Annotated in this window: 21 protein-coding genes and 1 other RNA gene; 13 read left to right on the forward strand and 9 right to left on the reverse strand. The window is 49.4% G+C overall.

The window, feature by feature from the left end:
* Positions 1 to 140: 140 nt before the first annotated feature.
* Positions 141 to 1820 carry an AarF/ABC1/UbiB kinase family protein gene (locus AS151_RS03285; protein ID WP_071515644.1) on the reverse strand — a complete coding sequence of 560 codons (1680 nt, stop codon included), beginning with the start codon at positions 1818 to 1820 and terminating at the stop codon, positions 141 to 143.
* An 82-nt stretch (positions 1821 to 1902) separates the two neighbouring features.
* A complete protein-coding gene (locus tag AS151_RS03290) occupies positions 1903 to 3969 on the reverse strand; it encodes a GAF domain-containing sensor histidine kinase (protein ID WP_084639373.1) in 2067 nt (688 codons plus the stop codon).
* Between the two features lie 542 nt (positions 3970 to 4511).
* Between AS151_RS03290 and AS151_RS21275 the strand changes: the two genes are divergently transcribed.
* A complete protein-coding gene (locus AS151_RS21275; protein WP_139240479.1) occupies positions 4512 to 4742 on the forward strand; it encodes a hypothetical protein in 231 nt (76 codons plus the stop codon).
* Between the two features lie 407 nt (positions 4743 to 5149).
* Complete coding sequence (locus AS151_RS03295; protein ID WP_071515646.1) at positions 5150 to 5908, forward strand: 2-phosphosulfolactate phosphatase family protein; 759 nt, start codon at positions 5150 to 5152, stop codon at positions 5906 to 5908.
* A gap of 15 nt (positions 5909 to 5923) precedes the next feature.
* Here AS151_RS03295 and AS151_RS03300 read toward each other — a convergent pair whose 3' ends face one another.
* Both AS151_RS03300 and AS151_RS03305 read right to left on the reverse strand, forming a co-directional pair.
* Positions 5924 to 6589, reverse strand: a complete 666-nt coding sequence (locus tag AS151_RS03300) for an acetoacetate decarboxylase family protein (protein WP_071515647.1) — start codon at positions 6587 to 6589, stop codon at positions 5924 to 5926.
* A 53-nt stretch (positions 6590 to 6642) separates the two neighbouring features.
* Positions 6643 to 7932, reverse strand: a complete 1290-nt coding sequence (locus tag AS151_RS03305; protein ID WP_071515648.1) for a lipid-A-disaccharide synthase-related protein — start codon at positions 7930 to 7932, stop codon at positions 6643 to 6645.
* Between the two features lie 212 nt (positions 7933 to 8144).
* Here AS151_RS03305 and ssrA point away from each other — a divergent pair.
* Positions 8145 to 8532: a transfer-messenger RNA gene (ssrA, locus tag AS151_RS03310) on the forward strand.
* 118 nt (positions 8533 to 8650) lie between these two features.
* Here the strand turns inward: ssrA and AS151_RS03315 are convergent.
* Together AS151_RS03315 and AS151_RS03325 are read right to left on the reverse strand one after the other, a co-directional pair.
* Complete coding sequence (locus AS151_RS03315) at positions 8651 to 9523, reverse strand: NF038130 family PEP-CTERM protein (RefSeq protein WP_071515649.1); 873 nt, start codon at positions 9521 to 9523, stop codon at positions 8651 to 8653.
* Positions 9524 to 10461: 938 nt separating this feature from the next.
* Positions 10462 to 11937, reverse strand: a complete 1476-nt coding sequence (locus AS151_RS03325; RefSeq protein ID WP_071515651.1) for a leucyl aminopeptidase — start codon at positions 11935 to 11937, stop codon at positions 10462 to 10464.
* Between the two features lie 145 nt (positions 11938 to 12082).
* On the opposite strand from AS151_RS03325, the gene AS151_RS03330 reads away from it, so the two are divergent.
* From AS151_RS03330 to AS151_RS03365, 9 genes are all read left to right on the forward strand, one after another.
* The gene (locus tag AS151_RS03330; RefSeq protein WP_071515652.1) at positions 12083 to 14104 is read left to right on the forward strand and encodes an FAD-dependent oxidoreductase; all 2022 of its coding nucleotides are present in this window, start codon (positions 12083 to 12085) and stop codon (positions 14102 to 14104) included.
* Positions 14105 to 14235: 131 nt separating this feature from the next.
* Positions 14236 to 14529, forward strand: a complete 294-nt coding sequence (gene clpS, locus AS151_RS03335) for an ATP-dependent Clp protease adapter ClpS (RefSeq protein ID WP_071515702.1) — start codon at positions 14236 to 14238, stop codon at positions 14527 to 14529.
* Between the two features lie 755 nt (positions 14530 to 15284).
* On the forward strand, positions 15285 to 15803 hold the full coding sequence (locus tag AS151_RS03340; protein ID WP_071515653.1) for a phycocyanin subunit beta: 519 nt from the start codon (positions 15285 to 15287) through the stop codon (positions 15801 to 15803).
* 115 nt (positions 15804 to 15918) lie between these two features.
* Entirely contained in the window at positions 15919 to 16407 is a 489-nt protein-coding gene (cpcA, locus tag AS151_RS03345; RefSeq protein ID WP_071515654.1) for a phycocyanin subunit alpha, read from the forward strand.
* Between the two features lie 100 nt (positions 16408 to 16507).
* On the forward strand, positions 16508 to 16669 hold the full coding sequence (locus tag AS151_RS21905) for a hypothetical protein (protein WP_170861297.1): 162 nt from the start codon (positions 16508 to 16510) through the stop codon (positions 16667 to 16669).
* A 178-nt stretch (positions 16670 to 16847) separates the two neighbouring features.
* Positions 16848 to 17708 (forward strand): phycobilisome linker polypeptide, encoded by an 861-nt coding sequence (locus tag AS151_RS03350; RefSeq protein WP_071515655.1) that lies wholly within the window; start codon positions 16848 to 16850, stop codon positions 17706 to 17708.
* Between the two features lie 306 nt (positions 17709 to 18014).
* Positions 18015 to 18257, forward strand: coding sequence for a phycobilisome linker polypeptide (locus AS151_RS03355; protein WP_071515656.1), 243 nt, complete (start codon positions 18015 to 18017; stop codon positions 18255 to 18257).
* A 177-nt stretch (positions 18258 to 18434) separates the two neighbouring features.
* Positions 18435 to 19244 (forward strand): HEAT repeat domain-containing protein, encoded by an 810-nt coding sequence (locus AS151_RS03360; protein ID WP_071515657.1) that lies wholly within the window; start codon positions 18435 to 18437, stop codon positions 19242 to 19244.
* A 16-nt stretch (positions 19245 to 19260) separates the two neighbouring features.
* A complete protein-coding gene (locus AS151_RS03365) occupies positions 19261 to 19902 on the forward strand; it encodes a HEAT repeat domain-containing protein (RefSeq protein WP_071515658.1) in 642 nt (213 codons plus the stop codon).
* On the opposite strand, the gene AS151_RS03370 is transcribed toward AS151_RS03365, so the two are convergent.
* A complete protein-coding gene (locus AS151_RS03370; protein WP_071515703.1) occupies positions 19891 to 20184 on the reverse strand; it encodes a DUF2103 domain-containing protein in 294 nt (97 codons plus the stop codon). The genes AS151_RS03365 and AS151_RS03370 overlap by 12 nt on opposite strands.
* Positions 20185 to 20612: 428 nt before the next feature.
* On the opposite strand from AS151_RS03370, the gene AS151_RS03375 reads away from it, so the two are divergent.
* The gene (locus tag AS151_RS03375) at positions 20613 to 21359 is read left to right on the forward strand and encodes a phycobilisome rod-core linker polypeptide (RefSeq protein ID WP_071515704.1); all 747 of its coding nucleotides are present in this window, start codon (positions 20613 to 20615) and stop codon (positions 21357 to 21359) included.
* 107 nt (positions 21360 to 21466) lie between these two features.
* Here AS151_RS03375 and AS151_RS03380 read toward each other — a convergent pair whose 3' ends face one another.
* Positions 21467 to 22879, reverse strand: a complete 1413-nt coding sequence (locus AS151_RS03380) for a hypothetical protein (protein ID WP_071515659.1) — start codon at positions 22877 to 22879, stop codon at positions 21467 to 21469.
* A 633-nt stretch (positions 22880 to 23512) separates the two neighbouring features.
* A complete protein-coding gene (locus tag AS151_RS03385; RefSeq protein ID WP_071515660.1) occupies positions 23513 to 24688 on the reverse strand; it encodes an LptF/LptG family permease in 1176 nt (391 codons plus the stop codon).
* Between the last annotated feature and the right edge of the window lie 20 nt (positions 24689 to 24708).

Genomic DNA, 24708 nt, shown 5'->3' on the forward strand with positions numbered 1-24708 from the left:
TAAATAAGTAGATCGGTAGGGTGGGCATTGCCCACCCTACAGAATTTGTTATTAAAATAATAGGAAGCATACCAGCAATAACAAGAAAATTTGGTATGGGCATTTTCCATGCGATAAAATTCTTTTTTTCTATATTCGTATTATTTTTCTACCATTTTATCCATTCGTTCTCGCATAGCCAATGTACTCAAATTTCGTATTAAAATAACAGTAAAAACACCAGCAATAACAAAGGCAAAAATTGCCCAAGATGGCAAGGATTGCATGGTTAAAAAGGCACCGACCAAAAAGGTAAAGCCAGCAATACCAGTATAAATTAAACTTTTGATGGCTAAGTTGAGGCGTTTTAAAGCGCGATCGCTTTCAATGGAACGTACTTGCAATTCCCATTCTCCCTGCTGAATGCGTTGATCCAAATGCTGGAATATAATTTCGGCTTTGCTGGGTTGGTTGAAGCGAGACCGAACAAAATCTCTGGTTTGGATAGCAACTTCCCGTACCAAATTGCTGCCGGTTTTTCCAGTGTTGGGAATTCCCGTTAAACTTTTAATAAATGGTTTGGCTGCAGCGACCAAATTGTATTTCGGATCCAGCGATCGCGCAATGCCATCCAACGTAGTTAACGCTTTTAAAATATACGTCATCTCCGGTGGCAGGCGGAAAGGCTGCTTTTCAAACATGACATACAATTCCTGTTTAATTTCCCCAAAAGCTTGAAAATCCACCGGTTTTTCCGTAAATTTATCCAACAAAAACGCCACCAATCGCCGTACCGGTTTCATATCCCCCATGGGTTCCAACAATCCCATCGCCACCAACGTATCCACCACTTCGTTGGTATCTTTCCGCAAAACCGCAAACAGGGTTCGCAGCATTTCCTGTTTGTTGAGGGGATTCACCTCAATTAACATGCCAAAATCGTAGAAAATAATGCTACCGGTTTCGGGATGGATGGCTAAATTTCCCGGATGGGGGTCCGCTTGGAAAAAACCATCCACCAAAAGCTGTTTTAGATAGCAGCTAATGCCAATTTGATTGATTTTGGCTGGGTCTAACCCGCAGTCTTCTATAGTTTTGCGGTCGTCTACTTTGATGCCGGGGATATATTCCACCGTGAGAACTTTAGTGGTAGTATAGCGCCAGTATACTCTGGGAACGATGACCCCTTCGTAGTCGCGGAAATTCTCGGCAAAGCGTTCTTCGTTTCTACCTTCTTGAATATAATCGATTTCTTGGTAGAGAATGTTAAAAAATTCGTTGTAAATGCCTTCTAGATTGTACTGTCGGGTCCATCGCAGGTAGCGGTGGCAAAAACGTACCAATTTCCCCAAGGCTTGAAAATCTAGTTGAAACAAACGTTCCAAGCCGGGTCGCTGAACTTTGACCACCACATCTTCGCCGGTGTGTAGTTTGGCTTTGTGAACTTGACCCAAACTGGCGGCAGCGATGGGAAAATGGTCGAATTCGCGGTATAAAGAGTAAATGGAACTGCCTAATTCCGTTTCTACCAACGCGATCGCTTCTTCGGCGGGAAAAGGAGGAACCTTATCCTGCAATCCCCCCAACGCTTCCACATACTCCCGTGGCAGCAAATCGGCGCGGGTAGATAAAGCCTGTCCGATTTTAATAAAAGTAGGTCCCAAATCCAGCAGCTTTTGCACCAGCCACTGCGATCGCTGTTTTTTGCGCGCTACTGAATTTCTTCCCAGTTTGCTATCCGACCACAGGAAAAACAGAAACTTGGCGGCAGCCGAGAAAATTTCCGCTTGGCGCGCCAGAGGAGCGTATTTCGTTTTTTGCCAGTGTAGAGGCTTCACCACGAGATATCTGCGTACATGTTAACCAATCTACCACTCTACACTGTACAAACTTTGGAAGCTAGAGACATCCATCCAATTGGCTTTAGCGTTTTTCTCGTAACTGCGGTAAAGTCACCGTAAAACAAGTTTGCCACTGTTCGCTTTGGTCTTGGCAAGGGGAACTGCTAACAGTAATGCTGCCATCGAGATGTTCGACCAAGCATTTTACCAGAGTCAACCCCAACCCCGTTCCGGCAACGGCTTGCTGGGTTACTCCCTGACCGCGGCGGAATTTCTCAAAAATATGCGGTAAATCTTCTTCCGCAATCCCATCGCCGTAGTTGGTCACCTGCAAAACCACCTGTTCGGTACCGTCTTGCATCTGGGAACTCACTTTAAGTTCGGCAGTGGTGTTTTTATCGGAATATTTACCGGCGTTGACCAACAATTCGCTGAGAATGCGCTGGAAATTTTCTGCTTCCGTATGCAAATAAAGGGGATTTGGCGAGATGGCTACATCTAAGTTCAAGCCTTTTTGCTGCCACTTTTGCTGGAACTCCGCTGCTTCTTCTTGCAAAGTACTAGCTAGATCCACCCACTGCAAATTTTGCAGTTCTACTTGTTGGGATTCGTACCGTTGCAGGGTCAAGACATCGTTGACCAATTTGGACTCTTGGTGGCACTGTTTTTCTAAAATATCCAGATACAAGGCTTGCCGTTCTGGTGGTAGGTTGGGTTGGCGTAGCATACGAATCGCCAGTTGCATGCTGGTCAGCGGCGTTTTCAGTTCGTGAGACATGGTGTCTACGAACTCGTCTTTCAGTTGATTGAGGCGTCGCAGTTGGTCTACTTGCTTGCGAGTTTGTTCGTACAGTTTGGCTTGTACTTCCAAGCTGCGCTGCAATTGCGCTGTGCGTTTTTCCACCAAAGCTTGTACGGAAGTGAGGGTTTGATTGTGAATAATGGCGGTACTCAACTGCGCGGCAATGAGTTGCAGGAAATCCAATTCATCGGTTCGCCAACCTCTGGGTTCGGCATGTTGTAGCGCCATGAAGCCTAAAACCGAGGGATGTTTGCGGTTGTCTTCGTTTTGCGCTCCCACCAAGGGAACCAATGCCAAAGCCGGAAACTCGTGAGGATTGAAAATGGGAGCGATGCGGCGCTGGGGATGGTTGCGTAAAATGGGACGTTGGTCGGCGATCGCTAAAACTTCTGGTGCTTGGCGATACGCTTGCTGGCACCAGTAACAATCGGAAGCGGTAAAGCTGGTATCCACCCAAGTTCGATCTTTTTGGCGGCTGGATTGCGAACCAACCACGGTGGCTTTGCTTTGCGGCATGGATGGTTGTGGCGCTTCTACCGTTGGGAAAGCTGGATCTTGAATGCCAGCAGCTTCCGAACCGTGGCGAACTGTCGATAGCTGCGGGGTCGTATATTTGAGCAGCAAGACCTCTCCCTGCTCCATCTGCAAAACTTTGAGGACGCCTTCTATAGCCAGCTGGAAAATATCTTCTAGTTGCCAAGAGTTATGCACGGCTTTGGTCAGATCGGCAATAATCGATTGATATTGGGTAGTTATCGTTGTCTGCCGCTGCACTTGCATCTGGAAAATGGCAATGGCGATGCGATCGGCGGCCATTTTCAGCGAATCAATTTCCTCGTCTTTCCAGGAATATGGTTGAAACTTCATAAGGACCACCACCCCGTTTTCCTGCCCTTGAAATTGAGTTTTGGTTGCTAAAATCCCCCTAGGAAAAGATTGACCTGTCTTGGCAAATTTCTCCTGGTACTGCTGCTGCAACTGTTGCAAGTCGCATACCACCAAAGGATCTTCCTGCATGGGGGTTTGCCAAGTTGTTAGATCGGGAAAATCCGACTCATCAACTGGTGAGGAAGTATAGGTATATATTGGTTGAATTTCCCGTTCGCTATCGGCAGCACCTAAGGTACTTGCCTTCCAATTTGATTTAGATGCCACACCAAGTAAACATATATCCGCCCCAAACCACTTCCCCACGATTTCCGTGATGGCGGGTAGCAAGGAACCTGCATCGAGTGAATGCACGATTGTCGAACAAATCCGTTGGTAGAGCAGGTTCGCATCTGATGGTTGCTGCTCCTGTGGGGAGTGAATCATAAAAGATGACATCCCAAACAGAGACTCTATCATAGCGAATGGGAAAGATACTTGCCACAACCAGACAGCCCGAACCTTTCGCCTATTCCAACTTCCCAAGACTTGACAGGAGTCCGGTCTGGGAATTGTTTGAGCTTAAAGTGCCCGCATATACAACCAAACAAAGAGCTAACCCATACCCGCACCTATGTTCGGTGAGACCGATGTCACGGAAAATCTTCGATACGTTTGCAAGCCCTGTCGCTTTAGCGCCGGGAGGAAAAACGAACGGCGACTAAAGTCGCCTTCCCCACCAGAAAGAGGTGCAGTTTCCGCTCTTTCGGTGTTCTAGCCGGAATCGCCTACCTGGCACAGCGTTATGTTTTCCTCGCCGATGTTTTTCGGGCTGGTGGAGCTAACGGCACGGCCTGACCCCTGGTAGGGCGGTTTAACCGTTAACGGCAAAGCTACAAACACCGAAAGCATTTGTAGGTGCCATGACCCTAAAAACGTCGCCCCAAAGGGCGAAGGGCCGATCGGCTACCTGAAGCTGGAGGCATGAAGCCCCTGTACTTTAGCCGGGTGGGCTGACTTGCTTGGTTGGGCAACCGCTGTTTTACGGTTGGCGATCGCTTGGTATTCCGGGGGATGGTTGTTGTCGGTTGTACTTAGTTCCCTATGTAGCCAGAGCTATGCAATCTGAATTTGGCGATCGCGTCTTTAGCTGCTGCTATCAATGGGGAACTTCCGCAGGCGTGGTTGTCGTCGAGGCCTCCAACGATAACTCTTTTAGCTTAGCTTTGGCGAGACGGTTTAAACATCCGTAATTATCCGGAATAAGAGCGGAAAAAAGCAAATTGATTTTGAGGCACATTTCTCCACCCACAACCTGCCAGTTATAAGAACAACCCATCCCCATTTGCGATCGCACCCTGGTATGGCGTGATTCTGCCAGTTTCTCCGCAGGTCTTACAACCAGGAGGCTTGACGATTGCTTTCCCACCGCTATATTGACTTCAACCGATTACGATAACTCAATTTCCAGAACTTGAGTACAAATACGTAAGAAATACTTAATATTTCTCAAAATTGGGGACACCCCCCAATACAGAGCAACTTGACGGCATGTCCCATATCGGCATAATAAATATAAAATTAACTGCGGTCGTAGCAGGGGCCGCTAAATGCCATGAGGTTTTTTTGGGAAATCGCCGTTCATCATTGAGAGGTTTTCGTGCAATTATTTGTTTATCATACCCCCGAACTTACCCCCACCGAACCCGTTCCCAACTGCGCCGTTGCGGTGGACGTTTTGCGCGCCACCACCACCATGACAACGGCTTTGTCAGCTGGTGCCAAGTCCGTACAGGCTTTTTCCGATATCAAGCTACTCATGGAAACGAGCGAGTCCGTTCCCGCCAACCAACGGCTGCGCGCTGGCGAACGCGGTGGCAAGCAAGTTTCTGATTGCGAGATGGGAAATTCTCCCCTCGATTGTACGCCGGAAAAGGTGAGCGGACGGAAAATTTTTCTGAGTACCACCAACGGTACCCGTGCTTTACAAAAAATCAAAGCTGCTCCGGTGGCTGTGGCTGCGGCTTTGGTTAACCGGCAAGTGGTGGTGGACTATCTGGTGCAAAAACAACCGGAAACTTTGTGGATTGTCGGTTCTGGCTGGGAAGGCAGCTATTCCCTAGAAGATACGGTTTGTGCCGGTGCAATTATTGATGGTTGGCTGCAGACGACCCAAGCCACCCTCGCCGATGTGGCTGGCAACGACGAAGCGATCGCGGCGCACACGTTATATTTTCAATGGCAAAACCAACTCCTGCGTCTGATGGAGCTTTCCAGCCACGGCCGGCGCTTGTTGGGATTGGAACGCCACGAAGATCTAAAATATTGCGCTCAATTAGATATTTTGGACGTACTGCCTTTACAAACCAGTTCGGTAGAGGAAAGCAATCCCATTTTTGCCAGCGCCGCCAATCTCTAATTTGGTACTAGCGAGTTACAACGCGATCGCCTGCTTGCGGATAAACTGGCTGATACCAACGCTTTCCGGTGCGCTAACGGTCAGCTGTGCCATCGGGCAACGATAGGTTAGTTTTCCCCGAGACAAAGGCAAGGTCGCCAAAGGACTTTCCTCGGGAATTTCTAACCTACTGCCTGTCCCCCCCATCCAACCGCGCATGCGAATGGCAAACCGCAATAAAGCTGGTTCTAAAATACTATACCCATATAACTGCGCTCGCAGGGGCAAATATCCCAACGACCGCCGGTACTCAAGACGCAACAGGGTTGTTCCTTCCTGGCGAACGGTCACTTGGGAGGGATTTCCCTTTTCCCACGTAAATTCTGCCATTTCTTTGGGCAATCCCCAAATTTCTCGACCCCCCGCTACCGAGTCGGGATGGTCCACATAAATATAAGAAATCCAACCACCTGCTTTGCCGCCATGGCGAACCAAACTGGGGGCGACAATCAGTTCGCTGTAGGATAAAGCAGAACCCGCTTCGTATTTGGCCAGGTAAACGCTGGCTAGGGTTTTTCCCGGCAAGATTTCTACAATTTGGCATTCAGACGGTAGCAGCGATCGCACCGCCGCCGAATCGATCCAATGGAGGGTGCCGACAACAAAGCCTTTGAGAGTCCAGGGAGACTTAGGATATGCCATATTGACGGAACCTTTTTTTGCAAATGTTTGTATGGGCTATTGTAGCTGTTTGGTTATGTTGTTGGCGCGACCACCAAATGTTCCATCAAATAGCTAGCAATGCGATCGCTGGCACCAGGGGTTCCCATACGACGGCGACCATTATCGGCAATAGCTTGCAACCAATCCGGGTCTTGCAGCAACTCCACCACCAGAGACACCACTTGGCTGGGTTGTTCGATGAAAAATAAAGATTCTCCCAACAGGCGTTTTTGTGCTTCGGCAAAGGCAGGGGTAAACTGTGGTCCTTTCCCGGGAATAGTAATGGCGGGTTTTCCCAGTCCCACAAACTGTTCGGTGGCGGTTCCTGCCATGGCAATAGCAATATCTGCCAGCCACAAACATTCCTGGTAGGCATCTGGGGTTAAAACTAAGGTAGCTTTCTGTTGGGTGTAGACCCATTTGGTTTTGGGTTCTAAGGGAGAAGGAATTTTCGCCTCGGGAGTTTCCGTCCAACCAAAATTATCTAAAATTTCCCGAAAACCGTCGCTACTGACACCAGGCGCAATGGGGGCTACAAACAGAATCGGTCGTTCGTCCCAAGCACTTTGCAAACAGGTAACGGCTTGGAGAATGGTATTCCAGTTGTTTTGCGCTTCCGCAGGACGCGAACCCGGCAGCAAGGCTAAGGTCAGCGATCGCTGTTTTTCGATTTCTTCGATTTCTTCGGCGGTTTTGGGAAGCAGTTGGGTGGGTTGTAAATTGTCCATCATGGGATTGCCGAGATTTAAGGCAGGTACCCCATGTTTTTGTAAGATTTCCGTGGTCAGACCATCCCGGGGAAAAACACCGCGACAACGACGCCGTTTCATGAGAAATCGTTCCCAAGGTAAATATACCGAACCGGTCCATTTGGCCAAGCGATCGCTTCCCCACTGTTTTCGCTGCAGCCAACCGGATTCGTCGCGCAGGTAGTATTCCGATTTTGCCGTACCCACAAAAACATAGGGAACGCCGCTCAACCAAGCAAACAGCAACGGTAAAATATCACCAACGGCCAAAACCACACCATCGGGACGAACCCAGCGGCGCATGGCACGAAATTGCTGCCAGGTCAGTTTCAGCAAACCGCTGCGGATGTCTCGCCAGAACTGTTTGCTGTCCATGTAAACAAAGCCTCCCGATGGCATGGACTGCACCGGACCCACAATGGAAACATCCGACAGTTGGGAATAGGCTTGTCCTTCGCCTACCATTGGCAAAGCGCCAATTTCCGGACAGCGAGGGTGTTGTTGCAGTTGCTGTAAGATCCGAACGGCGATCGCGTCTTCTCCGTGACCGTTGCTCAGGCAAAGTAGTTTCAAGGTTCGCTGAATTTAGCCATGATAGAGATGCTTTCGTTTCTATCCAAGCAGGTTCTAACGCTTTCGGCAAGACCGAACTCAAATTTTTCGGCATTTTCGCCACCAAAAACGTCCAATTCCGGGGATTGATGCGATCGCAAACTGGAAAATTTGGTTATAATGAAATTGAAAACAACGAACGGGGAACGATGCCGCACGCTGCCTAGCCACATGGGGCCGTAATGGTTTCGACAGGCAGGCAAAAGCCACTTCGTGATGCAGGCCGAGAGCGAACCTCCTCTCGTAAATCAAAGGTTCATAAAATGTAAGTGCGAACAACATCGTTCCTTTCGCTCGCAAGGCAGCCACTGTTGCCTAAAACCTAGATACAGGTGCGAGCACTCGTAGTCTGACTCCGTTAAGGGCTACGGGTAAAACCCAACGGATGCGCTAGCTAACGGTCTCTGGTCTGTTAGCTAGCAAAGAAACTAAACCAGAGATCCCAGCCATGCCGGGATAAAGGATGGCTCCCGCCCTGAGGGTCAGAAGGGCTAAGCCTGTGAAGGAGCGAAGGGTTAATAACCTGTCTGGACAGCAGTTCGATTCTGCTCGGCTCCACTTCTCCACAAAAAGCGATCGCGCTTCCCTTGCTACAAGAGGTGCGATCGCTTTATTTTATGGTTTTTGATGGTTCGTAGGGGACAAATGGGGGTTGACCCCATTTGCAAATGCGACAACTTTACGCAGTTTTTCTTTTGGCAAAGACCAGCAAACCGCTAAGAGCTGTTAATCCTAAAATTGCAGAAGGCTCGGGAACTTGAGCGCGACTCGGTTCCACAGTTCCTTGAGTTGTCCAAGTATAACGTCCCGTATGGGAGGAAGTATCGTTATCTGCCGCATCTACCGCCAATACACCGGTTTCCTCAGCCGAGAAACTGTAGGCATAGGACACCTCACCATCAACGGTTACTTTAGCAATTTCGCTGATTTGGAGCGTAGGAACTGCTTCTTTAAGTGGCTCTATTGTATCACCAAAGTTCGCATATACATTGCTCATCCAAGGTGTATCCCAAATATTATAGTGACCAATTAAGTCCAAACTGATTTCTCCAGTTGCATTATCTTTGGTCATACTGGCAACGTTCGGATCGCCAGAACGATTTTCTAAGGAAGCTGCAACAGTATCAGCAAAATTCAAAGGAAATGAACCAAATAAAGTATCAATCACAACAGAGGTGTCTAATGCCTTGTATGCTGTCTTAAAGTCACCCAACCACTGCTGTCGTAGACCATTATTCCAATCTTGGTCTGTAATGCCTTCAACTGTAACGGATTGGGAGCCTAGCTGGCCAGTAAAGCCAGTTACGTTGTCGCTCAAATATTCGTTGGCAGAATTTAACTCTACGTTGGTATAGCGATCGCTATCCGTCAAGGCATTAACTGCTGCCTGTTCGTCCCTCCTGTAGACATCATCTTCTGTATAAGTTTGATAGTCGCCGCCGAACATTTGAACGTTGCTGAGGCTAGCGGCAGCAGCAGGGGTAGCAGCGATCGCGCCAATTCCTACAATAGCAGAAGCGCCGAGTATGTATTTTTGAAGGCTTGCAGTCATGATTATTTCTCCTGGCTGGTGATTGCGACGGGTTGTCTGGAACGAAAGACGGACATGAAAACAATAGGAAAACTCAACGAGTTCTGGTACATGAAACTGCCAACAGCTACGCAGCAGATTATTGGGATAGAGATGCTTGCCACCACCGATGCTTTCGTTGTTTGTATCTATCTACATGGGGAAATATTTTTCTTGAGTTCGTCTATAAAAACCGTTCCCCCAAAACACCCCACGTCTTCCAACTCTCAAGATAGCCTTTAGCAATGTAAAACCTCAAGGGATTTCATCAGAGTTTACCAAAGATTTAAATTTCTCGGCAGGGTATCGATGTTTTATAAAGTTTTACCAGAAATCAACTAGGAAATTACTTTCCCAGCCCCTAGGAAAATGCTACAGTACCTACATATAGAGCTTTTTAAAATATCAATATTGACAGCAAGATCGATTTTTTCTTATGAATTTTAAGCAATTGTACGGAAGTTTTCCAGTGATAATACGTAGATATTAGTAAAACCAAGAAAATAATTAAGTAGAAATACGGTGGCACAATTCGAGTTGGGAACTTGCTAATACCATTTCTGAAAAATAATAATTTTCGGGAATTATCCAAAATTGTCAAATTTTTCTGGTAGGTATGGGTGTTTTAAGAAACACCGATAATCACGCGTTGCGCCACCACAAAAATGTCGCTATTATCTCTTGCAAACTATTAAAGAAATAGGAGGACCAGTGAAGCCACCATCCCCCATCAAAAAAATAGGGGCGAACGATATCCACCCCCAAAAACCAATCAATTTCATTTGTCTGGCTATACCAAATCCCTTTTCCGCCAACCCAATCCCAAAACCACGCTCCATGCGATCGAATTTCGGGAAATCGTAGCGCGGATTTGGTGGAATTTGCCGAACTAGGAGCTTATGAAAGTCTCTCCCGATTATTCACTTGGACAGAATCCAGTTAACCAACGTGCGGACACCGTATCCAGTGCCGCCAGCGCCCGTGTACTCTTTTTCCTTATCCGTCCAAGCTGCCCCAGCAATGTCAATATGTGCCCAAGGGGTTTTCTCCACAAACTGCTTCAAGAACAACGCAGCTGTAATCGCGCCGCCAGCACGGGGTCCGGCATTTTTCATATCGGCAATTGGCGACTTCATGCCTTCAAAATATTTCTCTTCCAAAGGCATTTGCCAAAGTTTCTCCCCAGCATTGCTAGCCGCTTGCCGCAACTGTTCCGCGAGAGTGTCGTCATTACTCCAAAATCCAGCAATATCTTCTCCCAAAGCAATGAGGCAAGCACCTGTCAAAGTCGCTAAATCTACAATTGCATCTACTTCTAGCTTTTCGGTGTAGACCAAAGCATCTGCCAGAGTCAAACGACCTTCCGCATCGGTATTGTTCACTTCAATGGTTTTGCCGTTGGAAGCCGTAAGGATATCCCCCGGACGCATGGCGCGACCACTAATCATATTTTCCGTCACGGCAGAGATAAAATGGACTTCTACATCTGGTTGGAGCTGCGCGATCGCTTTTGCCGTCCCAAACGTGGTAGCCGCGCCTCCCATATCCATTTTCATGGTTTCAATGCCGCTGCCGGAGGGTTTGAGGTTCAATCCACCCGAATCAAAGGTCAATCCCTTACCAACAATGGCAATTTTGCGGCGGGGCGTTCCTTGGGGTTGATAAGATAGGTGCACAAACTTGGGTGGTAGGTCCGAAGCTTGTGCCACACCCAAAAACGACCCCATCCCCAGCTTCTCACAATCTTCCTTTTCCAGAATTTCCAGAGACAAACCGTACTCGGAAGCCAGTTGTTGGGCTGTTTCCGCCATAGTCACCGGCGTAACTTGATTGGCAGGTGCCGATACCAACTCCCGCGCCAAAATCACACCAGAAGCAATTTGCTGCCCCCGACGAATCGCGTCTTCCTGTCCGGAAAGTCCCAACAAATCCACCTGTTCCAAGAAACTTTTCTTCTCTTCCGGGTCGGATTTGAAGCGGGTATCCTTATGCAATCCCAACGCCACGCCTTCCACCATCGCTTGGGTGGTATTGGACGCATCGTTGTTCCAAAGGTTCAACCCCAAACCCAAGGTTTTGCAGCGTTCTTTTTGAGCCACCTTAGCAGCGGTTGCCGCAGCCAAACGCCAATTTTCGAGGGGGCTGTCTTCAGCTTTGCCCAAACCCAGTACAATAATTTTACGAATCTGGCTACCACCACCGACGCGGGTGACAGCACTGCTCCCGGCAGACCCCTTAAATTCGGTTTCCTCAATCAGTTCTGAGATAACGCCAGAGAGTTTTTCATCTAGCTTGGCTACATCGCCAGTGACATTCACGGCTTCTTCGTGAAACGCGATCGCCAGAGCGTCTCCAGACCAATTCAAAATCGAGGTATCGGTTGCGCGAAAATCCATATACAGCCTTTCCTTACTGCGTCTCGTTAATGCACAATGCTATCAGTTAACCAGCATGACGCTACCAAGCACAAGCGTGCAAGCGTTTACGCTTTTTTTGGCTTCCTGAAAAATTATCTTAAAAGAGTTCTGCAAGTTTTCCCATATGAAGCGCGTTTTTCTTTTACCAGCCGGTTTTTTATTTTTTTGTCTCTCGGGAGTTTCTGCCACGACACAAGCACAAACGACCTCCACACCGACGCCAGATCGAGAAGTCGCTTGCGATATTTTGGTAGCTGGTGCTGGCTTGGCTGGCGTGGCAACGGCGTACGAAAGTTTGCACGCTGGCAAAACGGTTTGTTTGACCGATATTACTGATTGGCTGGGGGGTCAAATTTCTTCCCAAGGCACTGCCGCACTGGACGAACGCCCTACCCAACGCCGTCGTTTGTTTTTTCCCCGGGGATACTTGGAGCTGCGCCAGCGGATTGAAGATTTTTACGATCGCCTCAATCCGGGAAAATGCTGGGTGAGCGAGTCTTGTTTTCTGCCCCGAGATGCCCACCACATTCTCCAGCAAATGCTGCGCGATGCCGAACAACGGGGAGAAGGAAGGCTACACTGGTTCCCGAATACGGTGGTGAAAGAACTCCGGAAAAATGAACCGGGAAATTTTTTAACATCTGCGATCGCGATCCAGCATCAAAGTGCTGCTGATGCGCCGCCTTTGAATACCAAACCTCTATCCGAAACTATTACGGAAGCCTACCGCTATCAAGATTCGGAAAATTTTACCAAAACCATGATTCGCCTGCATCCCCCAGCGGCGGAAACAGAAAACAACGATGGTCCCAACTGGTATGTGGTGGATGCCACGGAAACAGGAGAATTGATTGCTCTGGCCGATGTTCCCTACCGTTTGGGGATTGACCCGCGTTCGGCTTGGGAACCCTCGGCATCAACTCGTCACGGCGATCGCTATTGTACCCAAGGTTTTACCTACACGTTTGCTATGGAGGCCACCCAAGAACCGCCATCCCATACCAAACCGGATTTTTACGATCGCTACCAGCCTTATTACAGCTACGAGTTGGAACGTTTGGCGGATTTTTCTCTGGTGTTTACCTACCGACGCATTCACAGTGCCAAACCAGACAAACCGCTACCGAGCAATATTCGCGACTATCCCATCCATGTTGGGGATATTTCCATGCAAAATTGGACCTGGGGTAACGATTATCGTCCGGGAACTCGCCGCGATAATTTGATTTATACCCGGGAACAGTTGCAAGCCCAAGGTCAATTAGAACCTGGTGGTTGGATGGGGGGATTGCGTGTGGAAACGTTGGCGGCGGCGGAAGAGCTGGCGCGGGGATTTTTCTATTGGTTGGTACGCGGGGAAACGGATTCTCAGTTGGGTGCCGGGGTGAAAGAACCCCATCCCAACTATCGCTACTTGCAGGGGTACGATTCGCCCATGGGAACCGCACATGGGTTGTCGAAATATCCCTACATTCGGGAGGCGCGTCGCATTATTGGACGTTCCTATCCGGCTTATCCGGAAGGGTTTACGGTTTGGGAGGTGGATATTTCCCGGCAAAATTTTCAACAGGATTGGTATCGCTTGAATCTTACGCCGGCGGAGTACGAAGGTCTGTGGACGGAAATTGCGGGGGTGGATACGCTGCAGGCGATTCGTGCTGACGGACCACAACCGCGTTTGCAGCGATCGCGATCGCGGATTTATCCGGATGCGGTGGGAATTGCTCACTATGCGATTGATTTTCATCCTTGTATGGGGATGCATCCACCCGAAGCACCGGGCAATTTTGAACGTCCTGGGGAACGATTTGGTGCGGGGGCGGCGTATCCGTTTCAAATTCCTTTACGGGCGACGATTCCCCAACAGTTCGATAATTTTTTGGTGGCTGGGAAAAGTATTGCGACTAGTCACGTGGCGGCGGCGGCTTACCGGGTGCATTCTTTTGAATGGTCGGTGGGTGCGGCTGTGGGCAATACGGTGGTGTTTGCTTTGCAACGGGAGATTTTGCCGGTGGAATTGGTGGACGATTTGCCGCGGCGGGAACCGATGTTGGAGGCTTTGCAGGGGCGTTTGCGAACACGGGGCAATCCCATTGCGTTCCCGGATACGTCGATTTTCAATCAAGATTGGCAAGATTGGCGTTAGTTCGGCAATTTCGACTTGTGATTGGTTGCTGCTTGGCTGACGCGATCGCTCGGGGCAGGTAAACTGTCACTAATGTCAATAATGTTTTTATCAAGATTTTCTATAGGAGGAGATTACCAACTATGGTTGGCATGACGACGGCACCAACGGTAGCTCCAGAAAAAACCGGTCAAACCAAGACCAAATACTATCCCGATTATAAGGTGATTGTACTCAACGATGATTTCAATACGTTTCAGCATGTGGCGGAATGTTTGATGAAGTATATTCCCGATATGAGTAGCGATCGCGCTTGGGAACTGACCAACCAAGTTCACTATGAAGGTCAAGCCACGGTTTGGGTTGGTCCCCTGGAACAGGCGGAACTCTACCACATGCAGCTGCGGCGTGCTGGTCTCACCATGGCACCTTTGGAACCGGCATAACCTTTCCTGTCGGCATGGTATGGCGTTTTTTTTGAAAGGAGATCTAGTTCAATAGACTCGGGTGGGGGAGGGAGGGATTTGGCGATCCCCGAACTTGAGAAAGTTCTCTGGACGGGGATTTTTTTTAAGCAATTCTACTTAACAAATGGGGAAGGGAAAATGGTTTTCCACCGGAAAAAATCGGTGTAAACAAATTGTAACTTAACACTAGTTAACAAGATCGAAACCATCTGGTTAACCAAGATCTTCGGGAAAAGAAGCTTTCAAATCGTGATTCTATCGGCAATAGCATCTAGCAAGGACCTAGGAAGCGTTCCCGCTCGATCGGTGCAGGGAGAAAAGATCGAGTGCCCCTAATGTAAAGAAATGTTGCGAGCAAGACCCTGAAAGCCGCTACAAATAAAGGTTTCGCATTGTAAGGGCAACGATAGGTTATTTAATAAACTGTAATAAAAAAAACCGCTTCAGCATTGTATAAAAAATACCTGGTAGGGTAAAACAAAGAAAGCAAAAGCCTACTACCACCAACGATCGACAAAAGCTGGTAGGAGAGTTCGCCCAAGAACTTCCTCTCTCAGAATTCTTAAAGGTAGCTAGTCGGATTTGATATTCCTTCACGGTGCCTTTAAGGAAATTCCCTAAGCAGTGCTGGGATTGTTGGTAGATGGGGCTTTTGCCTGTGACTACCAAACCGCCCATCAAAACCAGTTTGATATCGAAGCTGTACCCCAGAAAAGAAGAAGGAGATTTATTCCATGCTAGACGCATTTACTAGGGTTGTTTCTCAAGCGGATGCTCGCGGTGAATTCCTCAGCGACTCCACCATGGACGCTCTCACCAACATGGTGAAAGAAAGCAACAAACGTTTGGATGCTGTTAACCGCATGACCTCCAACAGCTCCACCATTGTTGCCAACGCCGCTCGCGCCTTGTTTGCCGAGCAACCCCAACTGATCCAACCCGGCGGCAATGCTTACACCAACCGCCGCATGGCTGCTTGCTTGCGCGACATGGAAATCATCTTGCGCTACGTCACCTATGCCACCCTAGCTGGTGATGCTAGCGTTCTCGACGATCGTTGCTTGAACGGCTTGCGCGAAACCTACCAAGCTTTGGGCGTACCCGGAGCTTCCGTGGCCGTAGGCGTGCAAAAAATGAAAGATGCCGCCGTGGAAATGATCAACGATCCTGCCGGCATCACTCCTGGGGATTGCAGTGCCCTGGTTTCTGAAGTAGCCGGTTACTTCGATCGCGCTGCCGCTGCTGTAGGCTAATCGCGAACCTTTTCTACCCTTGGCGTTTGTTGCGCCAAATCCAATTCGCTTGAATTGCTCGTTTTAAACAAAACCACTAGAAAACCACAGGACAAATTAGGGAGAAAGATTCACAATGAAAACCCCAATTACCGAAGCGATCGCAGCCGCAGATACCCAAGGACGTTTCCTGAGCAACAGCGAACTGCAAGCTGCCAACGGACGTTTTGACCGGGCCATGGCCAGCTTGGAAGCTGCCCGCACCTTGACGCAAAACTCCCAACGCTTAATCGATGGGGCTGCCCAAGCCGTTTACAACAAGTTCCCTTACACTACCCAAATGCAAGGGCCCCAGTATGCTTCCACCCCGGAAGGCAAAGCCAAGTGCTCCCGCGACATCGGCTACTACCTGCGTATGGTCACCTACTGCTTGGTAGCCGGCGGCACCGGTCCCATGGACGAATACTTGATTGCCGGCTTGGCAGAAATCAATGCCACTTTTGAACTTTCCCCCAGCTGGTACATCGAAGCTCTCAAGTACATCAAAGCCAACCACGGCTTGAGCGGCCAGGCAGCCAACGAAGCCAACACCTACATCGACTACGCCATTAACGCTCTCAGCTAAGAAAGCAGATAGTGCTTGCCCGGTGAGGTATGCGGGTGCTGGTTTGAAGCTGGCATCGGTACACCTGACCGGGCAATTTTGTAGGATTCGGTGGAAATTCGTGGCAACAAGGACGAACCAAATCACTGGAGATGAACTGACACTCTGGTTGATGATGGTTCGGTTGCTCCAGCCTCTGTTCGTCAACTACGTTATCGGTAAGTGCCAAAGTTCCTACCTTGGGGTGCGTCGCCAGCCCCAAGCCCGTCAATTGCAGCATTAGATAGGTCCAAGTGGTTGACAAAAGCCAGTGTGCTGGAAATGTGCCGATCGCTCACTTTAGCGAGGCGAACGTTCCCCGCGTTTTGCGGAGTTTGAGGGCAATTATCCCCCTCTCCCCAATCCAAATGAAGTCGAACATTGTCAAGTAATATAACCCATTTAGGAGGTAGTAGTTTACTGTGGCTATTACTGCAGCAGCACCTCGGTTGGGCACTTCTGCCTTTGACGAAGGTTTCCAGGTAGAACTACGTAATTTAGATGACGTAGAAGCGGTGATTCGCGCCGTTTACCGCCAAGTTCTGGGCAACGACTACGTCATGGAGTCCCAACGACTCACCAGCGCCGAATCTTTGCTACGCAACGGCACCATCTCCGTACGCGAGTTTGTGCGCAGCGTGGCGAAATCGGAGCTGTACAAGGAGAAATTCCTGTACGGCAACTTCCAAACCCGGGTCATCGAACTCAACTACAAACACTTGTTGGGTCGTGCCCCGTACGACGAGTCGGAAGTCATCGAACATCTCGACCTCTATCAAAACCAAGGATTCGATGCCGAAATTGATTCTTACATCGATTCCAGCGAATATATAGAAAACTTCGGTGACAACATCGTTCCTTACTACCGCGGTTTCAACACCCAAACCAGTCAAAAAACGGTTGGGTTTACCCGCATGTTCCGCCTGTATCGCGGCTATGCCAACAGCGACAATTCCCAGCTAGAAGGCAAACGGACGCGGTTGGCGCGGGATTTGGCGTTAAACCGTCCCGCTCCTGTGGTGGCACCTTCCGGCAACCTCACTGGCTGGAGCTATCGCCCCAACGCGCAAGACCTGCCGACCCAAGCTTTGGGCGGTTCGGTGGGCATGTCTACCGATAGCCGCATGTACCGCGTGGAAATTGTAGACACCCGCTCTGGTGGTGGCAAGTTGGCTACCCGTCGCAGCAGCCGAGTTTTGTACGTTCCTTACGAACAGCTATCCAACAAAATGCAGCAAGTTCTGCGCCAAGGCGGAAAGATTGCCAGCGTCACCAGAGCTTAATCTCAAAAAAACAAAAAACAAAACAGTAATTTGGGCAGCCGAGGCCGGAGGCACGCTACCGGTGGGACTGGTTTCCTAGTAAAATGAAAGATAGGAGATAGGGGTTGAAGTGACGGAGTCACCCTTCGTCTCTTGTAGCCTTTATCTTTTATCTTTGATTTTGCCAGTGGATGGCCCATATTCCAGCGTAGTTGCTGCCTACAAGATTCGTTCTGAGGCGCTCGGCATCGCGCCTTTAGCGCCTGTCACGACAACAGGGCAGCTTTTTGAAAACATTCCTTAACCAGCATCGGAGATTGACAAAATATGCTTGGTGCAGCATCAGTTGGCAGAATGGGAATGTCTCCCTCGGAAAACCGCATGTTCCGCTACGAGGTGGTAGGGTTACGTCAAAACGAAGACAACGACCAAAACACCTATCCCATTCGCCGTAGCGGCAGCGTGTTTATCAACGTTCCCTACAACCGCATGAACGAAGAAATGCGTCGCATTACTCGTATGGGGGGAAAAATTGTCAACATTGAACCGATAAATCCAGAATCGGAGTAATGCTCTGACAAGCATCTATTTGTTCTCCCAGAATTCTCTTGGCAGGTGGCTAATGGCTAATGGTTGGCAGCTCTTTTTTCGATCTGCAAGCTACTAGCTGTTAGCCACTTGTTGTCACTGGGGATGGGGACTTTTTCCCATTTCCCCATGGTTGTAAATTGCTGTAGGTCGAAATTCATGTCTGTTTCCCATCCCGAATCTGGAAATGGCTTGACCGTGGAAAGCGCGATCGCGAATCTTTCCCATCCCGATACTAGCCTGCGCTATTATGCGGCTTGGTGGTTGGGCAAATTTAGAATTGGTTCTGCTGATGCCGTTGCGGCTTTGATTGAGGCTTTGCAGGATGAAGACGATCGCACGGAATTGGGAGGATATCCCCTGCGACGCAACGCTGCCAGAGCTTTGGGGAAAATTGGCGACCCGCAGGCAGTACCCGCTTTACTTGAATGCCTGAACTGCGAAGATTATTATGTCCGCGAATCCGCCGCCCAAGCTTTGGGAGAAATCGGCGATCGCAGTGCCATTCCTCCCTTGCAAACCCTCCTAGCTGGTGGTGTGGAAGCAGCGCAACAGGTCCCCGGACGCCCGCATCTCACGCAACCCTACGAGGCGGTCCTGGAAGCTTTGGGAAAACTGCAAGCCAATGACGCGATCGCTGCCATTGAACCTTTTATCAATCATTTCTTACCCCGCATTCAGTATGCGGCCGCCCGGGCCATGTACCAGCTCACCCACGAACCCAGCTACGCGCAATATCTGGTAGATGCACTGACAGGAAATGACGTACAACTGCGCCGTTCCGCCCTGTTAGATTTGGGCGCAACCGGGTATTTACCAGCCACCGAAGCGATCGCGCAAGCCAAGGTAGAAAACAGTTTTAAACTCATTTCCCTCAAAAATTTACTGGCCGCAGAAATTCAAGCATCCGATGATTTCTCATCTCCCCGCGCCAATCAAATTATGGATTGGATGGATGCGCTGTTGTAACCCCTCGATGTGAATTATGACCATCCAAGAACTCATTCAAGCTGTAGAGGAAGCCACCACCCCCGATAGCCTTGTCCAAGCGGTGCGTTCTTTGGCTGCTACCCGCGATCCCAAAAGCATTCCCACGCTAATTGACGTGCTGGGATACAACAACCCCGGTGCCGCGATCGCTGCTGTGGAAGGACTCACCAACATCGGCACTGCTGCCGTACAGCCCATTTTAGAAAAAATCGACGGGTACAACTACGGTGCCAGAGCTTATTCCATTCGTGCTTTAGCCGCGATCGCCGATCCGGCGGCTTTTGAGGTTCTGCTGCAAGCTGCCGCCACCGACTTCTCTCCCAGCGTCCGCCGCGCCGCTGCCAAAGGGATGGGACGATTGCATTGGGAAAAAATGCCCCCTACTGGCGTGAGTGCGGCCCAAAGTCAAGCCGTGGGAACGTTGTTAGAACTCACCCAAGCTGAAGATTGGTCCATTCGCTACGCTGCGGTGGTGGGATTGGAAGGTCTGGCAAGGGCCCTTGGTGAGGAATTAACCAGCGAACAGGAAGCCATTCGCCACCGCTTGCAAGCACTATACCAACAAGATGCGGAAGTAGCAGTGCGCGCTCGTGCCCATCAAGCGCTACAAGTTGCCCCTGCATGCCTAGGAACCTAAGATTTGCTCGATCGCTGTTTCCAGTTCCTGTTTGCTTAAATCTGTTAAAATAAAAACTTCCTGTACGGTTTTTCCCTGGCGGGCGATCGCTTTAAACCCACCGCGAATGGGAATAGAAATTCGTACCTTGAGCTTGGGGATATGGCCCTTGACACGACCCAATTCTCCTGGGGTAACTGTTTGAATACCATTTATTTGAGTTAGTTTTTCTAAAATCGGAATCAAACCTGGCAGGTGGGTGGAGTGATTTAAGACCAACCGGCCTTTCTCGCTAGAACTCATGAGGTGGTAAGGAGGAACAATACAAACGCTACCCACCGATTTTAGCCTGTTTGCTATGGGATGGCGAATCGAGTTTTGCTATTTGTTAAGTTTGGCCGGTAAATGCGCAGCTAGCACAGTCGTGGAACTGCCAGCAACGGAACAAAAATTCATAAAAATTCATAAAAATTCGCGGGCGTTTTCAAAATTTCATATTTTTTCTCCTTTACATCAGTTCTTCCCCACTATCATCCACCTGCCTCAAGCCCATTTAAAACGCAAAATGCCGCTTTTTAACCTCCAACCCGAACATATTTCATCTATCCCCATCCTACCTTATTAAATTTTAATAGAATCTCTAGAAGAGATATTGTAAAAAGAAACTAAGGAATCTTTCTTAGAACTTGACCAGTTGAATAGTTTGTATAAAAAGTATTGATATGGCTCCCATGACATTGCCGTTACTAGACTATTCTCCCACCAGCAGCAACCAACGGGTGGCTGGGTTTGAAGTTCCAGGGGACGAACAACCCAAAGTCTACGATCTGGAACAGCTACACTCTCAAGACGAAATTAAAGAACTCATTGAAGCAGCTTACCGTCAAATCTTCAGCGAACATCAGCTTCTCAAAAGTAACCGCCAACCGGTTTTGGAATCGCAGCTGAAAAACCGCAAAATTTCTGTAAAAGATTTCATCCGCGGTTTGGCCACCTCGGAAACTTTCCGGGAACGTAACTACGAAACCAACAACAACTATCGTTTCGTACAAATGTGCGTACAGCGACTGCTCGGTCGCGATGTTTACAGCGAACGGGAAAAAATCGCCTGGTCTATTGTGTTGGCAACCAAAGGCTTACCCGGTTTTATTGACGATTTGCTCGATAGCGAAGAATACGCGCGCTACTTTGGAAATTCTATTGTTCCCTATCAAAGAAGGCGCATTTTGCCCCAACGCAGCCAAGGAGACGTGCTGTTTGTACGTCAAACGCCGCGGTATGGAGACATGTTCCGTACCCAGCTCGAAGCAATGGGGTATTTCCGCAAGCAAAAAGACTATATTTGGGAATGGCAAAAACCGCCTTTCTCCCAAGCTTACCGCATCTTGGCGATCGCTGTAGGTGGGGCAACAGCGGCTTTTATTGTGGCCTTTCTCATTCTGACCATGCTGGAATTCATCGGCATTGTGAATATTTAAACGCCACCCAAACAAACGCGATCGCTCTTTCAAATGAGAAAGCGTTCCTTCCTCCTCGCAACTAGACCCAGGGCCGGTGGTTTGCCTGCCCTGGGTACCTTACTTTTTCAAGGATTGGAGAAGGTATTAATCCGACCGCCACCAATATTTCTTCCCGGAACCGGACGCGGTGCGGAAAACGGTTGCACTTGCTGTGGGTTGTTGCCATTCGTAGCCGGTTGGTTGAGATTTGGATTGGTATTTTGACGAGAATCCCCAAACCAGCGATTGTTCGTGTTTCCCGTGCGGTTGCTACGCTCGTTGCCGCTGCCTCGATTGTAGGGATTGCCCCGTACAGAAAAGCTGCCTTGGGTCGCATTGGTTCCCCAATTGTAGCCACCGCCATTGGGATTGGCAGGAGACAAAGAAGGATTGGGCGTTGGCATTGAGTTTTGCGAGGGCAGCATGTTGTTGTCGTTGGTACCTACCCCGGCATTGCCATTGGTGTTCGGTAGAGGCGTGGCATAAGGATTGTTGCCAGCCGCCGAATCATTCCTGCCTTGACCGCTATTGGTGTTGGTTTGGGGGTCGGGCAACGGATAGGCGTAGGGATTGCTGCCGGAAGTGGTATCCATACCTGGTGGGTACACCTGAGAGCCAGTTCGCACATCCCGTTGTATCGGTGTTTGCTGCCCATCAGCCTGACGATTGCCATCGCTAGAACCCTGCAACGGAGATAGAAAATCCATTCCCTGCCCCTCGCCAGTAGACGTGGTTGCTCCTTGCGCACTTGTAGAAGTCGATGAATTGTCGCTACGGGATTGAATCGCCGAAAACACATCGATGCCGCCAATAGGATTGTAATTAGGGTGAGCGTTCAAACTGGGCAGAGAACGCCCGTCAGTTCCCGACCTAGCATTGGCAGAAGTTTCTCCATTGGCAGGAGACCCTGTCGAGGACACGAAAGGATTGTTGCTTTTGTTTTCTTCGTCTTTCTCAGAGCTAGATAGGAAAGTGTTATCGATTCCGAACACTTCTCCAGAAACAACGCCCCCTCCGCTATTGGAAGCGTTGGATTTTTCCATTTGCTGGCGTACTTCTTCTGGCACCAAATTCGCCATCACCTCTCGCTGCAAGCTAACTACCCCATGTTGCGAGGAGAGGTCTTGCTCGGGATTGATGGTGTTTTCCTGTTGTTCGGTGTTTTCCAGCTCTTGCAGCAAAACGGAAGAACTCTCGATATCGGCGGCTTGAGCGCGGGTTTCTTTTTCAGCGAGGGTTTTTGCCAGTTCTTCCTGTTCGAGATTGCCCGCATCTGTCCCCGCATTTGTGGAAGAGCGAGCATCGGTGGCAGTTTGGCTGGGCTGTTCGTTGAAATGAGTTACATAGCTACCTGCCAAGGAAATGGCAGCTATTACCAAAAGAGCCGAACCCCACACGGGAGGTCGGGCTAAGTTACGCGCTTGCGCTCTCAAAAGGCGTAGTTGCTGTTGAGAAAAAGCACGAAATTTCGGAGTGGGCAGACGATTTGGATCGAGCATGGTACTTTGAGGGAGAGAATGCTGCTTCCCTGATAAATAGTCGGCAAGGAATTTGGCTCTGGAAAGGTGCTCATTTAGCCACCAGTAGCCACCAGAACGGTACGTGTGCGTGCGGCTGGTACGTGGGTCGGGTTGCCGCTAGCGATCGCTACCTGGGTTGGATACGAGCATCCTTCCATTACTTTCTATTTTGACACTCTCATGAATAGAATTCGTGAGATTCTCGCTTCATTGGATGTGCCTAGATGGATTTGCGCTTAAGCTATTCTATCTAGGTACAGGAACCCTTCCTATGGCATGACCGCTGCTTCGGCGTAGCTCAGCACAAGTTATAGGTGGTTGGGGAACTTTCACATCCGCTTACAGCGATCGAATGAGGTAGCATCCACTGAGAGTCAACATGATGGACGAAAATAGATTTATAAAATTTCGCCTGTTTTTCTAGATTCTAGCACATCCACTTGATTTTGACGGCGGCGACCGCACGGGGAGCTTTTCCTCCCTGCTGGGTAAAGAGGCAGGGCTTTCAAGCTCCCATCTTTGTTTCGTAACCAGGAATGGCCGGCAATTGGCTCGGTTACCCGGCCTTTTTACCAAAAATTTATATAAGCTTTTCCAGGCAGGGGCATGGCCTCAGCGGGAGAAACGCCACAACAAAAATAAGCCAAACAGCGAAGTACATAGGGTCGGCAACCAACCTGCCAGTGCGGGGGGGATGGCACCGCTCAAGCCCAAGGCATCGCCAATGGACATTAACAGGTAATAGCTAAAAATCACCACTACGCTAATGCCAAATCCGGTGGCTTTGCTGGTACGGTCCGGTTTCATCCCCAGCATGGTACCCACCAAAGCAAAGGCTACGCAAGCAAAAGGAATCGCCAGTTTTTGTTGGATGCGGATGGTCAGTTTGCGCACTTCGTCTTCATTGCCGCTATAGCGCAGCAGTTCCCGACGGCGCATGGCCTGCAGGATGTTCATTTCGCTGTAATCGCGCCGTTCGGAAGCCAGTTCTATAGGGGCTTTGGGCAGCAGCAATCGATGGTGGTCGAAGGTGACTACCCGACGGTAGGACCCGTCGTTATCCAAAATGTAGATGGTACCGTTGTAGAAATCCCAAATCTGTTCGCGAACGTTCCAGCTGCCCGAACTTGCAAGAATGAGTTGTTTGAATGATGGTTGCGAATAATCGAGGATGGTGACATTTTTCATGCGATCGCCATTAAATTCCTCGGCATAAAACAGCCGATACAGGCGAATTCCCGTATCGCCGCCGCCGATGGGGCGTTCGCGGTATTCTGGGTAGAGGATATTGGTTTCATCTCGTAGGGGATGGCTGTCGTCGGTAATTGCTTTTTTCAGGGTCAGGGTGGCTTCGTACTTGGCGGCCGGAACCACCATTTCGTTAAAAGCGAAGGTAACGCCAGTGACCAACAATCCCACGGCCAAAGCCGGAGCCAGCAAACGCGCGACGCTGACCCCGCAACTGCGCATGGCAATCAATTCGCTATCGCTAGCCAGGCGGCTGTAAGCCAGCAACGTTGCCAGTAGAATCGCCGTGGGAAAAGCAAAGGACAAAAAATAAGGAATTTGCAGGAAAAAGACTTTAACAGCGATCGCGAAAGAAATATCCCCGTCAGTTACCTTGCGGACCAAATCGAAGACGCTGCCAATGGATACCCCCAGCGAAGCAAAAGCGCCCAAACCAAATAAGAAAGGTGCCGTCAATTCGGACATAATGTAGCGGTCCATCACCGAGATCCGCGGCAACCAATGAAAAGGGTTCCAGGATTTTGCGAATTGGTATTTCATAGAGTGTGGTGGGTAGCCCA

The sequence above is a fragment of the Geitlerinema sp. PCC 9228 genome (genome assembly GCF_001870905.1).
Taxonomy (GTDB): Bacteria; Cyanobacteriota; Cyanobacteriia; order Cyanobacteriales; family PCC-9228; genus PCC-9228.

Bases quoted from the DNA above. Each gene is read 5' to 3' on its own strand.
- AS151_RS03325 (WP_071515651.1), bottom strand. From the start codon at position 11,937: ATGGATTTTCGCGCAACCGATACCTCGATTTTGAATTGGTCTGGAGAC.
- clpS (WP_071515702.1), top strand. From the start codon at position 14,236: ATGACGACGGCACCAACGGTAGCTCCAGAAAAAACCGGTCAAACCAAG.
- AS151_RS03365 (WP_071515658.1), top strand. From the start codon at position 19,261: ATGACCATCCAAGAACTCATTCAAGCTGTAGAGGAAGCCACCACCCCC.
- AS151_RS03340 (WP_071515653.1), top strand. From the start codon at position 15,285: ATGCTAGACGCATTTACTAGGGTTGTTTCTCAAGCGGATGCTCGCGGT.
- AS151_RS03330 (WP_071515652.1), top strand. From the start codon at position 12,083: ATGAAGCGCGTTTTTCTTTTACCAGCCGGTTTTTTATTTTTTTGTCTC.
- AS151_RS03385 (WP_071515660.1), bottom strand. From the start codon at position 24,688: ATGAAATACCAATTCGCAAAATCCTGGAACCCTTTTCATTGGTTGCCG.
- cpcA (WP_071515654.1), top strand. From the start codon at position 15,919: ATGAAAACCCCAATTACCGAAGCGATCGCAGCCGCAGATACCCAAGGA.
- AS151_RS03375 (WP_071515704.1), top strand. From the start codon at position 20,613: ATGACATTGCCGTTACTAGACTATTCTCCCACCAGCAGCAACCAACGG.
- AS151_RS03370 (WP_071515703.1), bottom strand. From the start codon at position 20,184: ATGAGTTCTAGCGAGAAAGGCCGGTTGGTCTTAAATCACTCCACCCAC.
- AS151_RS03290 (WP_084639373.1), bottom strand. From the start codon at position 3,969: ATGATAGAGTCTCTGTTTGGGATGTCATCTTTTATGATTCACTCCCCA.
- AS151_RS03300 (WP_071515647.1), bottom strand. From the start codon at position 6,589: ATGGCATATCCTAAGTCTCCCTGGACTCTCAAAGGCTTTGTTGTCGGC.
- AS151_RS03315 (WP_071515649.1), bottom strand. From the start codon at position 9,523: ATGACTGCAAGCCTTCAAAAATACATACTCGGCGCTTCTGCTATTGTA.
- AS151_RS03360 (WP_071515657.1), top strand. From the start codon at position 18,435: ATGTCTGTTTCCCATCCCGAATCTGGAAATGGCTTGACCGTGGAAAGC.
- AS151_RS03355 (WP_071515656.1), top strand. From the start codon at position 18,015: ATGCTTGGTGCAGCATCAGTTGGCAGAATGGGAATGTCTCCCTCGGAA.
- AS151_RS03380 (WP_071515659.1), bottom strand. From the start codon at position 22,879: ATGCTCGATCCAAATCGTCTGCCCACTCCGAAATTTCGTGCTTTTTCT.